We start from the raw sequence: 13086 nt of genomic DNA, 5'->3' as shown, positions 1-13086 counted from the left end.
CCAAGGGTTAATCCCTTGGCAATTGTTCCGGTCTACGCATTTTATATTCTGTTGCCGTTATAGCACCTAGAAATGCAATCACGTCCTGTATTTCTTGCTTACTTAGTTTCAAAGGTTTCATCAAGGGATCGGTTACAGGTGCCATTGGATCCAGCGCTTTGACTTCAGGTTTAGCCGTGTTCATCTGCATACCGCTATTGTAAATATTAAGCAGTCCTGTAATGTTATCGAAAAGCCCATTATGCATCCATGGTGCAGTATTCATAATGTCACGTAAAGAAGGCGTACGGAATTTCCCTACATCATCGACATTTCCCGTAACATGGTATCGTCCCAAATCTTCATACTTCCGCTTGTAATAAGTCAAGCCGATATTATGAAACTCCTCATCGGTAAAATATTGTCCATAATGACAATTCATGCAACGCGCCTTTGTGCGAAACAGATGCAGTCCACGTATTTCCTGATCGTTGAGCATTTTATATTCACCCTTCAGAAAGCGATCGAAACGACTTTGCCGGCTACTGATTGTCCGTTGAAAAGCAGCCAAAGCCTGTGCAATATGGTCGAAATTAAACTTTTCCGTACCGTAAGCTTCTTTAAAAAGTTTCTTATATCCTTTGTATTTACGCAATTTTCCAGGAAGCTTTTTTGGATCCATAGCCATTTCATCGTGTGCGGCTATAGGACTTTTCACTTGCTCTTCCAATGTCGTTGCGCGTCCGTCCCAAAAAAAAGTCTTGCGCGCGTGTACATTCAACAACGAAATCGTGTTACGCTTTCCCTCCTGATGATCATGACCTATTGATGTAGAGAGTTTATCACCCCATGAATTTTGCGGATTGTGGCAGGTGCTACACGAAATTTGATTAGAACCTGAAAGTAAAGGATCAAAAAATAACATCTTCCCCAAAACGATATCTGGACGTTCGATTAACGCAAAATAAGAACTATCGAAATCAGGCAAAGGCATTAATTCTGTCCATTCAACCCCTGTATCAACTGTCGGTTTTGGCCATAATTTGATGTTCTTACTGTAAAGATCCCTCAAACTATCCGTTTTAAAAAAAGACTCCATCCCTCCATGGCGATCTTCTTTAAATGCAATTGTTGTTAGCATCATAAAGCCAACAAACAGTAAAACTATTAATTTGTTCATTATCTAATTCTTCTCTAAACCAAATCAGCCTACTCTACCCAACTAAAAATAACCTGTGCATTTCCTGCCGAGTACCAACTCAACGATTGATAATAAGGGTGTACCCAAGTGTTATCCACATGTGGTATGTACATTGACAATCCACAATAGGTGTTGACGGCCTTGCCATTGAATAAAGCCGTGGAAGCTTTATAAGGTACACAAGCATCGATTGCAGATTTCAAATCTTGCAGATCAGCTTCTGGAAAATTCTGCGTATAAAAGTCTAAGAGGTCAAAACCTGCCGTAGGAGACCCTTCTGCGAAATCCAATCGTTGTATTTCATCCCGGATTAAAGATGTCCAGGTATGTTGATATTCTGCCAGAAAACTGCTTACCGCGGAGGCTAATATGTCCAGTTTATCGTTATCAATTACCGATATTGTTGCAGACTGGTATAATCCTGTCTGTGCTTGATAATAGTCGTAGTAAGCTTTTGCTGCACTTTCGAGCCCAGCCTCCAAATCCTCATCAAATAAATTGGCAAGCATCTTATCATAAGGCATACCTACCGAAATAACCTCTGCTGGTGATGCCACTGTATAGCGCGCATTACCTTTCAACTCATATAACACCTCCACACTGGCCATCGAACAAGCGTCGAAAAGAAGGAAATCCAAGTTCGGTGGCAATGCCGTCTTCAGGTCCTGAATATCCATTGTTTCCCCTGCATCATCGCCAAAAGATTTTAGTTTTATCGTGGGGTCGGGATGCCAGGACGTCGCATGAGACCAAAGAACCAGTCCATAGGAAGCTGCGGGCACCAACGCTTCCATATCAGAAATAACCATAGACATAATCTCCGGATCAGAGGAGTTGTGCTCGTTATAGGTTTTTATTACTGTACTGGCAATTTCACTTCCCGTATCATGCTGGATCGCATATATTGCAGGGCTGCTATTTTTCAAGCGCGCATACACTAATAACGTTCCATTTATTCCCTGATAAGCTCTTTCCATTTGGTTTATATTTGTGTAAGCATCACCGTTCAAGCTATTGTTTGCGGCCATGTATACCATTACTGTTCTCCCCTGCTCTGTATTACTTGGAAGATCATCCTTCTTACATGCACTAAAAAAAAGAAGGATGCAAACTAGTCGGAAAAATGAAATTTTGGACATCATCTATTGAAAAAAAACATATAAAACCTAATTCAAAATATACGAAGTAGATAACAGTTCCTGGCCCTGACTACCATAAGCAACGAATTCTACCGTTAATTGCGAACCATTCTTGGTTACCTCTTTCGCAACAAAATAATATGTTCCGAAGTATTCGATAAGCGACCTCACATTTGTACTGGTCGACACATTTTGGGTTACGGTAAATGGATAAAAAGATAGGGCATTATGGCCAATTGTAACGGCGGTCTGGTATCCTGTATTTGATTTGTAAAAATACATCCAAAATAAATAAAAAGGTAAAAATCCCTGTGCAGATGCATCTTTCGCAAAAGGATCACTACGACGGAAGGTCGTCAAAGAAGTCGTCGTAATCGAATTGTTGTAAATCATCGATTTCGTTTGCTCCACTCCTTGTGGATCCAAAATCGACAAGGTTACGCGCTTGCTGCTATTTAAAAACGTTGAAGTCCATTCACTCGTATTATCCAGATTAAAATACCTATCATTATCGGCCCACTTCCAATCTTCAGGTCTTCGAAACAACGTATAGCTTGTCCCTCCTTCTGCTGAATAAATGGATCCGCCTCGATAACACTGCAGCTGAATACTATCGGCACTTACCGACAACACTTTAAAAATATGATCTGTCAAATCAGAAGCCTGCGCACCTAAACGATACAACGAAGTTATGATAGATCCCGTAGTAAAAGTCAACAAAGGATACGAGGTTCCTGTGTTAATGTTGAAATACGTATCAACAGTATCCGTTAGGCCGTATACCGTTACGATATCGACCTTATTTTTAACGGTATCAAACTTCATCACGACAGGTGTATAAATCTTTTCACTCAACGAACTTTTCACCATCATCACCCAACCATTCTCAGCGGACTGCAATGCTGTTTTCAAATCTTCGATCAATTGTTCTTGCCTAGCCTCCGCTTCTGATACCGAACGAGTGATCGTATCCTTCTCGCAAGAAAGCAACAGGAATAGCCATAGTACACTATAAAAATATTTCATCATAACATCTGTCTCCTATCAATATGTTGTTTTATAAATGACAGAATCAACGACTTCATGCAAACGATGGAGATCCATTCCTTTTTCGAGGTAATAAGCATGTACCATTTCATATTTTGTCTTTAGTTTTTCATTTGCTTCAGCCATCGATTCAATTGTAGCTTTATCGTATAGTACCATCGATTCCACGGAAGTTGCAAAATCCTCTTCAGGAGCATAACCGCCATAAGGCATAAAAAATCCATCCGCATTCGCCTGCGATGTCAATTTGCCTCCATAATTTAATCCATAATACTCCCCTTGGGAAACGCGATCATACAGATAGCCACGACCATATTTATGATCTTGCTGATGGGCATGCTCATGGTAAAGTGTAGCCATCGTCTGCATTAAGGTATATGGGCTCGTTTTATCAAAATTATTGACACCTCCCATTCCCAATCTGTAAAACTGCGCATTCAAACCAGCTCCTGCTGCAGCTCCCGTTACGGTAATATCATTAAAATGCACATAGCCACCTACCATAACAAACTCACGCGGTGTTTCACTTTCAAAATATTCGGGAAACTCTTCTTTCAGTGGTTTCAGCCAAAATCCCCGCACGACAACCTGTACATAAGCCAATGCTTTTTCATAATTAGGGGGGACAAAGAATGTTGTTCCATCTAAAATACGGGGTGTATATTCGTAAATAATTTTAACGCCATAGTCGTTATAAATGGTATCACATAGGGAATCCAAGGCGTTCCATTTATCTTTCGGCTTATCAATAATAGCAAAATAATCAACAGCTTCTTCTGTGACCACGCGTTCTTCCTTTCGACAACTCACCGACGCAAGTAAACAAATGCCGATCAGCCCAAACAACATTACTTTTTTCTTTATACCTATCATATTACGTTCGTTCATGATTACTTTCCTTACCGAGGGTTTAATTCGTTCTCTAAAACCGGATTTCCAGCACGTGCACTTACCGGAATCTGTAACACTTTCCTTGGGTCGTCTGCAGTCAATACCGCATCCGGCTGTGCTGATGTACGGGATAGACGATGTTCCACCGAAAGCTTTAAACGTTTGATATCAAACCACCGCATCCCCTGTCCCAAAAATTCCTTTCGTCGTTCACTCCATATCAGGGCCAATATATCATCATCAGTCAATGCCGTCGAATTTAAGTTTGTATAAGTCAACAGCCTATTTTGACGCATCAATTCCAAATCCGCTAGGGCCAAAGTCCTATCCGCTGTCGTTTTCCGCATCAGGGCCTCTGCCCTATTCAGCAACACTTCTTCGGTGGTGAAACAATCGTAACGTGACACACCAATATTCGGTTGATTTGGCTGTTGTGCATACTTCACATGGTTAGTAATGCTGTCGATTACTGTTCCGCCAGCACTGAACAAACTGTATCGATAGTCATTCTGGGGGAAAGAATAATACACGGAATGTGCTGGATAAAACCCACACAAGCGAAATCCCGTAGGCCGTGTTAAAAACACATCGCTTTGATTCGCCAATAAGATATTTTTGTTTGTCGAAGGATTCATAAACTCCTGTGCAAAATAGGCAATGTCGTAGCTTTTTAATAAGGTTACCGCAGCAGCCATATCCCTTAATACAGCGGCCGATAGCTCCCAAGACTTATTCGCATAGGTCACACATTCGTCCCACTGTTCTTTATAAAGATACAGACGCGTAAAAAAGGCATACACGGAAGCCAATCGAAAGTGATAAGGATTGGTAGACAGCAGCTGCTCATGCTTCTCCATAAGCCTCAAGCCCTCAGCCATATCGTTCTCAATCTGTTGGTAGACAGCGTCCACTGTAGCCCGATGAAACGTCGGGTTGTTTTCCGTCGTCACTTCCAATACGAGTGGCACGCCGAGATCCGAAATCGCCGTAGTCTTATCGTAATGCTTGCCAAACAGGTTTACCAAAGAAAAATAGCTATAAGCCCTCACCACCAAGGCTTCACCTAGCAGCGCTTCCTGTGCAGCTTGATCACCTTGTGAAAGCATCACTTCGGCAATCACCGTATTTGCCAGGTATATTTTTTCATAGTAGTGTGCGTAAGCACGTGCTGGCGTAGCCGTTCCCTCCACATAATCATCTTGCCACAGATACAACGGAACATAGGTTGCCGTCAAACTTGCCTGCATCATCGACGCGTAGTGGTGATAGTCATCCGTTAGTATATCGGTAAAAAGATCCTGCCGTTCTGGATAAGCCTGCGACAACAACGCCCGATAATCTGCCACAGTTGTCAACTCCACGCGGTTGTCATAGGGCTCATTGAGGTATTTATTACAAGAAGACAAACTTCCAAACAAAACCCACAAGCCGAGTAAAACTATATGTTTTATTTCTCTCATGTCATCTTAAATTTTAAAATCCTGCAACAATCCGGAACGAATAGCTTACCGGATTCGGCAAGGCAGTACCCGTAAGCAAAAGATCAGGATCTACTCCCTTCAATTTCTTACTTGCCCAATATTTCAGATTATTCCCAGAAAAACTGACGCGGGCGCGTTTGATTTTTCCCAGCCGATCCAGCAGATGAGGCGCAAGTTCATAGGAAATCATCAATTCTGACAGCCGAATCGTACTCGCATCCGCCACGCGTAGATTACTTCGGTTATATGCCAGTTCATCCATATTAGAAACTGTGGAAAGGTAAAGACGCTGTATACTGCTGAGCAATCCTGGTACATTGGTATACGCTTCATCTCCAGGCCCCATCCAACGGTATGCTAAATCGCCTGAAGTAGCGGCATAATCGGTATAGGTACGCGAGGCAATGGGCGACATAAATACTTTGTGACCATAAGCAAACGTAAACATCACACGCAATTCTAAGCCTTTATAACCTATATTTTGTGAAATAGATCCTGTCCCAATAGGCTGACGCGAGCCCACATAACTTACCAAATTACGGTCCGTCGCACTAGAGGTAATACCTTGGGCGTCACGCCCAGCATTTGAAAATACGGGACGACCTTCGCTATCCAACGATGTATAATTGTAACCAAATAGTCCCTCCAGCGGATAGCCATCCAAGGGGTAACCTGTAGAACGTGTTATCTGTGTCAACAACGAAGACTTCAACTCCCCTCCGATTACCTTATTTTGCACATAACCGTATACAGCCTGCATGCTCCAATTCCAATCTGGAGATCCTGCAAGGTTTTTAAGTCCAAGTGTAATGTCAAAGCCTCTGTTTTGCATGGTTGCAAAATTAATGACCTTCGTTCCAAAGCCCTGTTCTAAGGCCACTGTCGACGAGCTAATTAAATCTTTATTTTTACGGTCATAAACATCTAATGCTAAGTCTATTTTATTCCATAAACCGAGCTCTAGTCCTACATTGGCAATAAAGTCTTTCTCCCAGGTCAAGCTATACAATTCAGGTGATAATATATCGATCACCTGCTCGCTATTTTCGGAATCGAGGCGCACGGCATTTGCATAAGCAGCATTACGTGTCGGGGATGTTTGGTAGGCGTTTCCACGAAGAGCATAACTCCCGCGAAGTTTCAAATATTGCAGTACAGCAGAAGATAGCATCCGCTGCATGAAGGATTCTTTATCCACATTCCAAGACAGGCCAAAACTATAGTTCGGCAAAAACCTCGAACGTACACTTTTGCCAAACATGTTACTTGCATCCAATCGTCCACCAAGTTCCACATTATAGCGCTCTCTGTAAGAGTATTGGGTCGATAAGTAATAGCCTAGCAAATATTGATTAGTAAACGTCTCCTCATACAGCTTTTCATCCGTTTGCTCCACCTGAAGCAAGGCGAGGTCACTTGTGTTCACCGTACCTCCTGAATAATGCATATAGCCAATATATTTTTGGTAGGTTCTATCCACCCTATCGTTGTTGAATTCGAAACCTGCTGTAATATCCAAAAGATGATCGCCCCAACTGTCCTTGAAGTTCAACGAATGACGCATATTATATGACCGTCCCTTATAATTGTTGGTCCTTCGGAAACCTCCTTCTGGAAGGATACTTTCATAATATGCATTAGGATCTGTAGGATCACGATATAACAATTCATTCGCCTCACGTAAAGCATCGTTGTAGTCTACGCGGTAAGCATTTGCTACATTTGACCTCTCTGTGATAATGTGGTCCGTTCCCGAGCGACTAGCACGGGCTGCCAGGGTAAGGTCGTACCGCAAATTAGAGAACAATTGATAACTCGGCCGGAGTTGTACACGCCATTCGTTTACATCCAGTGCGGTAAAATTTTCGTTAAGTTCTTCAATGATATTGAAATCGGCGTAGTTATTTAGGTAATACTTATACGAGCCATCCGCATTATAAGGGTACATCGATCGCGCGGTAGATATCGCATAAATCGCTGGATTGATTTCAAAATTACGAGCCACATCGGAATAAACCGTTCCGCTATTGAAAGTACCAGGAGCCATTTGGTTTCGGTGGTTCCAATTCACGTTTAAATCAACATGCAATTTGCTGGTGATATCAGATGTTAACCGGAAATCAGTCGTCATCCTATCCATGTTATGTCCAATAGTCTGCCCATTATCGTTGGCATAGCTTCCTGAAAGATGATAGGTATAACGCTCTCTTCCCCCCGAAAAAGATAGCGCATGTTCTTGTAAAATGTTATTTCGGAAAAGTACGTCAAACCAATCTGTGTTAACAGCTGCCGATTTATCCAATTCGGCATAGGCCTCCTGTTGATCAATTTCCCGCAAAGCGTAGCGTCGGTAAGCATCAGTAAACGCACCAGTAGCAGATGGCCAATTGTTATCCGAAAAATACCCTAAGTCATAGAGTTCCTTGTAGAAATCCATTTCCTGACCAGAATTCATTACATTATAATTTTGAATACTGGGTTTAATGCCCAAGGTAATAGACGTACTAAAATTAATATTTCGACTGTTCTTTTTTCCACTTTTCGTCGTAATCGAAATCACACCATTCGCAGCTCGTGTTCCGTAAAGCGAGGTTGCCGCACCATCCTTTAGGATAACAATATCTTCGATATCTTGTGCATTTAATCCTGCAATAGCCGAGCCCAGCAAAGAAGCTGGATCCCCCGAGTACAATTGGCTAACCGATACATTCGCCGGCGACGAAATAGGCACACCATTGAGTACGTAAAGCGGTTCTTGGTTTGCACTAATAGATGCATTACCACGTATCCGTATCTTGGGAGTCGCCCCAAAAGTTCCAGAAACATTTTGTACACTCACGCCCGCAGCAGCCCCCTGTAGCATCCGTGATACATCGACATAGCCCGAGCGATCGATGTTTTCTTTTCCGACCTGGCTTACCGAACCGGTGAAACGACTTTTGTTGATTTTTTGGTAGCCGGTAATTACGACTTGTTCAAGCGAGCTATCATCGGGCGATAGGGTGATTTCAGGTGTAAGCATATGTGCGGAGAATTCCCTCTTCAGATAACCGATATGGGAAAATACAAGGACCGACTCTGCGGAGGCGACCAACAACCGAAAGGTACCGTCGGACGAAGACATAACCGTATTTCCCGTCCCCTTTTCTGTTACAGACACACCTAGTATGGGCGTTCCATTATCCGCTACGATACGACCTGAGGCAATGTACTGCTTTTTCTGGAGCAGAAATGGTTTAGAAAATGTGGCAAGTGTATCGGCCCTGGACAAGCCGCCCCAATAGCAAGATGCCATATAAAAGCCACACAATACATATTTAATATATTTATTCACGTTATTTTTAATCATTACAATCCGAACTTAATGTACTTCACGGTTTTTAATCACCATACATTAGAATAAGGGGAAAACATTCTCATCAACTTTCCTATAAACAATATGACCAATGGAATGATTCCCAAGATTATTCCAGCGTTATATCTTTTACTTTTATTATTTCGATACATCAAAATAGTGGAAAGACAACATACAATAGAACCAAAGTTGGCTAGCGCAACAGCTCTATTTAACCAAGGAATCAATTCTGCTGAGAGCACTGAATGAGTAAAATATGTAAAATTCTTTTCTTGGTAAAGACCGGTCTTCAAAATAGTCCATATTAATATTGGTCCCCCAAAAGGCATAAACAGGAAAAGACAAAGCTGAAGCAGGCACATTGTCCATAAGACATAATATAAAACTTTCATAAACCAATATTTAATCATTACAATCCGAACTTAATGTACTTCACGGTTTTTAATCACCATACATTAGAATAAGGCGAAAACATTCTCATCAACTTTCCTATAAACAATATGACCAATGGAATGATTCCTAAGATTATTCCAGCGTTATATGTTCTACTTTTGTTATTTCGATACATCAAAATAGTGGAAAGACAACATACAATAGAACCAAAGTAGGCTAGCGCAAAAGCTCTATTTAACCAAGGAATCAATTCTGCTGAGAGCACTGAATGAGTAAAATACGTAAAACTCTTTTCTTTGTAAAGACCAGTCTTCAAGATAGTCCATATAAATATTGGTCCTCCAAGAGGCATAAACAGAAAAAAACAAAGCTGAAGCAGGCACATTGTCCATAAGACATAATATAAAACTTTCATAAACCGATATTTAATCATTACCATCCGAACCTAATGTACATAACGGTTTTTCACCGTTTAAAACAGCTATAATAATTAGCGGTATTTTATGCATTATCAATCCATCGGTATTTTTTCTTTCTACTATCTTCATCGTCAAACACCTCTATCCAGCCCAACCGTCTCAAAAGTTTGATACATAAGCTAACTGTCGCCCAACTGACGGGATTTCTTTCACGAAGTGCCATCCACACTTCTTCTGTATTACTAAATTCTCGGCATCCACTGAGGTATTCCGCTACGAACCATCTTTTTTCTGTCAACATATATCCTTGTGCCTCGAAGGACTTATTTATCAATTCAAAATTTATCATTTGCATAGCACTGTTTTTCGTAAAAAAAATCTTCGCGATCAACAGTATGGCTTTCCAGACTGTTTGTGCTCCTTAAAAGAAAATAGAAAGCTGTTTTTATTAAAACCAAGAACTTGATTATCGGGCTGTCAGTAGAGCAAATCAATGACAACCCAATAATCAACAGCAAAAACTTGTGTAATGAGGGCTTACCAGCTCCCTCCATCTGGAATGTCATCAAGTCCAGATCCTGGTGTTACTTCACCTGCACCTACGGTTACCTTGTAGGTGGCCGTTACGGTAGGTTGTTCCTTAATCTTTACTGTAATAGTAGATTCGCCGACATTTCTACCTGTGATCACCCCACTTGCATCTACAGAGGCTACTGTTTCATTCGAAGAAGAAAATTCAAGCGTGTAAGTCGCGCCAGAAGGCCCTACCGCAGGGGTTAATGTTAGCGTATTTCCGATTTCCAGATTACCCGTTGTCTCGGTTAGGCTCATTGTATAGTTCTCGACCGTAACGGTAGTCGAAGCAGCAATCTGTTGCGAAATGCCATTTTCAAACAATTCTACACGGACCGTAGCAGTTCCGGTTCCCACAGCTGTCAAAGAACCTTTTTCATCTACAGTTACAATATTTGTGTTACTACTTGTCCACACTAAATCATAAGGTCTATTTGCATTCGTTGGACTTATCGTAATGTTCAATTGCTGTGATCCTCCCACAACTAACCCTACTGTAGATTGTAGAGTGATCTGTTGAACAGCAATAACAGATTCTTCATCGCTTTTACTACAAGAAGTAAATCCTGTTAAGAAAGCAAAGGTTATCACATAAAGTATATATTTCATCTTTTATTTTTTTTAAGAGGCCTGCCTCTTTTCCCATTTTAATTTTTTATTTCCGTCTTGCATTTACGTTACAGCAGGGCAGCAAGACAACAAGCCCTGTCGGTAAGTATCTTTACAGCCAGCAACCCGAACGCCTTAAGGATAGTGCCAGCTTAATAAAACTTAGTGTTTCTGTACAACGATACTGTTCGTTGCGTCGTTTTCGGCCAATTCATCCCAATAGGCATCTACCCCACCAGTATAGTTAAACTGGATCTGACGCAAGGATAATTCTACACCATCCTGTACAGCAACGACCTGACCATTCGGTTTCAAAAGCAATTTGATGCCCTTACCTGAATGCAAATCCGCCCAACGTTCAAAACCACCCACGTTTTCATCAAGATCGATGTAAACTGTTACCGTTCCAGCGGGCGCCGTGTAAGACAAGTTCCTCCCGTTAGCAAAAAAAGAGGTAGCTTCTGCAGCTGTATAGACGAGAGCAGTCTCTTGTACCGTAAGTACAGGATTCAGATTTCTTTCTGCATGCACAGACAATGTGGTCGAGAACAAAGCCGCTGCAAATAGCATCGCTTGTCCGGTTCTAATTATCATTTTTGAGTTCATCTGTTTATTTTTTATTTTTGTTCGCTCGATGGAGTTGAGATGATGTGCGTCATCAAACTCCAATCCTTGCATTCGTATTTTAATTTATATCAAGCCTTACCTTGTGGTAAGTTTGTTGGGAGTCGTAAGGCAAGGTCTTTTTACCTTACGACTTTACCAAAAATCAAGACCTATAAAGTAGGCGTACTTCCACCGTATGTAAAGTCATTGCTGGAATTATTGGTATCCTGCAAAACACCATTGACCTTTTTACGTTGGTGACTTTTTCCATAATAGTTGGTATTATCAATGCCCGTTTTTCCAGCATCGATACTACTCCCCAGCATATTTTGAATCCAACTTGCTGCAGGCGCAATATTTACCCCGTCTGAGATCCAACTGTTTGGAAAGGCATAAGTATTTGTAACCGTTGTTGGATTTCCTGCTGAGTTTAGATACGTTGGCGAATATTTATAGTTAGCCAAGAAAGTTGCATTATCTACCGGAATATAGCCGATAGCATAGCTGCGATTGCCTGCTTGTTGAATCACCCAAATATTTGGTGTGTAGGAGAAAATAATTTCCATATCGTCTACACTCGGATTATCTTGGTCGTTAGTCGCTCCTGGATTATACCATTCAAAATCAGCACCTGTTAAATCCAATCCACCTGTATGATTTTGGGCTTGGTTCGCTAAAATAATCGATTCACCAGCATAAATATTGTAATCGATCCCCTCTGGTACCCGCCAAAGCGCAAAGGCCGCAAAGGCCGTGTCACGGATTTCAGGTGTATAGACACGATTGTTCGTGTTGAGCAATCCAGCCTCTGCAATCACTAAACCAGCCGCGTTAACCTGAACATTTGATGTATTGGTAATCTTGAAGAATTGATCCCGGATTCCATTTCCAGAAGCCGCATTGTAGATTTCTTCAATTTTAAAATCAGCCAAGGGATTGACGGATAAGGTAAGCGTTAGTGCTTGTGCTTCGCTACTGCGGAAAGATGGAGACAATTGTTGCGTCGCACTCACCCGACGGTTTTGCGTGCGACCATTGATCAATTGCGGAATGTAGCCCGAAATTTCCACTTCATAGTCTGCCTGCGGTAAATCAGCTGTTACCGTACCGTCGCCATTCGCCGTTACAATATGTGTTTCACCTGTCGCTAGATTTTTGAAAATAGCTCGTGCACCGAGCAGTTCTTTATTTCCCAATTGGTCGGACAAGCCAAAGTTTAGCGTATAACTTTGCAAGGCTACGGTCTCTGTTGTAGCTGCCTCTTCATTAAATGCATCTTGTTTCTGACAAGAAGTGATACTCACGGTGCCTAATAACAAGCCTACGGCCATTAGACTAAATAGTTGATTCTTTTTCAATTTGTTAAATTTATGGTGTATTTATGGAGCACGTC

Annotated in this window: 10 protein-coding genes; all 10 read right to left on the bottom strand. The window is 41.6% G+C overall.

Annotated elements, in window-relative coordinates; genetic code table 11:
* Window positions 1–7: 7 nt before the first annotated feature.
* The 10 genes from ACSZOX_RS21125 to ACSZOX_RS21080 all read right to left on the bottom strand — a co-directional run bounded on the left by ACSZOX_RS21125 (window position 8) and on the right by ACSZOX_RS21080 (window position 13051).
* Window positions 8–1159, bottom strand: a complete 1152-nt coding sequence (locus tag ACSZOX_RS21125) for a cytochrome-c peroxidase (protein ID WP_437922198.1) — start codon at window positions 1157–1159, stop codon at window positions 8–10.
* Between the two features lie 29 nt (window positions 1160–1188).
* Window positions 1189–2208 (bottom strand): clostripain-related cysteine peptidase, encoded by a 1020-nt coding sequence (locus ACSZOX_RS21120; RefSeq protein ID WP_437922197.1) that lies wholly within the window; start codon window positions 2206–2208, stop codon window positions 1189–1191.
* A 138-nt stretch (window positions 2209–2346) separates the two neighbouring features.
* Window positions 2347–3348 carry a DUF4302 domain-containing protein gene (locus ACSZOX_RS21115; protein WP_437922196.1) on the bottom strand — a complete coding sequence of 334 codons (1002 nt, stop codon included), beginning with the start codon at window positions 3346–3348 and terminating at the stop codon, window positions 2347–2349.
* Between the two features lie 15 nt (window positions 3349–3363).
* Window positions 3364–4254: a substrate import-associated zinc metallohydrolase lipoprotein gene (locus tag ACSZOX_RS21110; RefSeq protein ID WP_437922195.1), complete on the bottom strand. Its 891-nt coding sequence runs from the start codon at window positions 4252–4254 to the stop codon at window positions 3364–3366.
* An 11-nt stretch (window positions 4255–4265) separates the two neighbouring features.
* The gene (locus ACSZOX_RS21105) at window positions 4266–5717 is read right to left on the bottom strand and encodes a RagB/SusD family nutrient uptake outer membrane protein (RefSeq protein ID WP_437922194.1); all 1452 of its coding nucleotides are present in this window, start codon (window positions 5715–5717) and stop codon (window positions 4266–4268) included.
* Between the two features lie 13 nt (window positions 5718–5730).
* Entirely contained in the window at window positions 5731–9087 is a 3357-nt protein-coding gene (locus ACSZOX_RS21100) for a SusC/RagA family TonB-linked outer membrane protein (RefSeq protein ID WP_437922193.1), read from the bottom strand.
* 900 nt (window positions 9088–9987) lie between these two features.
* Window positions 9988–10260 (bottom strand): hypothetical protein, encoded by a 273-nt coding sequence (locus tag ACSZOX_RS21095; protein WP_437922192.1) that lies wholly within the window; start codon window positions 10258–10260, stop codon window positions 9988–9990.
* Window positions 10261–10442: 182 nt separating this feature from the next.
* Entirely contained in the window at window positions 10443–11087 is a 645-nt protein-coding gene (locus tag ACSZOX_RS21090) for an Ig-like domain-containing protein (RefSeq protein WP_437922191.1), read from the bottom strand.
* A 162-nt stretch (window positions 11088–11249) separates the two neighbouring features.
* Window positions 11250–11765 carry a hypothetical protein gene (locus ACSZOX_RS21085; RefSeq protein WP_437922190.1) on the bottom strand — a complete coding sequence of 172 codons (516 nt, stop codon included), beginning with the start codon at window positions 11763–11765 and terminating at the stop codon, window positions 11250–11252.
* Window positions 11766–11863: 98 nt separating this feature from the next.
* Complete coding sequence (locus ACSZOX_RS21080) at window positions 11864–13051, bottom strand: DUF4876 domain-containing protein (RefSeq protein WP_437922189.1); 1188 nt, start codon at window positions 13049–13051, stop codon at window positions 11864–11866.
* Window positions 13052–13086 lie beyond the last annotated feature (35 nt).

Origin of the sequence: Sphingobacterium sp. LRF_L2, assembly GCF_965644235.1 — a bacterium.
GTDB lineage: Bacteria > Bacteroidota > Bacteroidia > Sphingobacteriales > Sphingobacteriaceae > Sphingobacterium.
The sequence above is the reverse complement of the archived record's forward strand: the minus strand, read 5'-3'. Positions and strand labels throughout refer to the sequence as shown.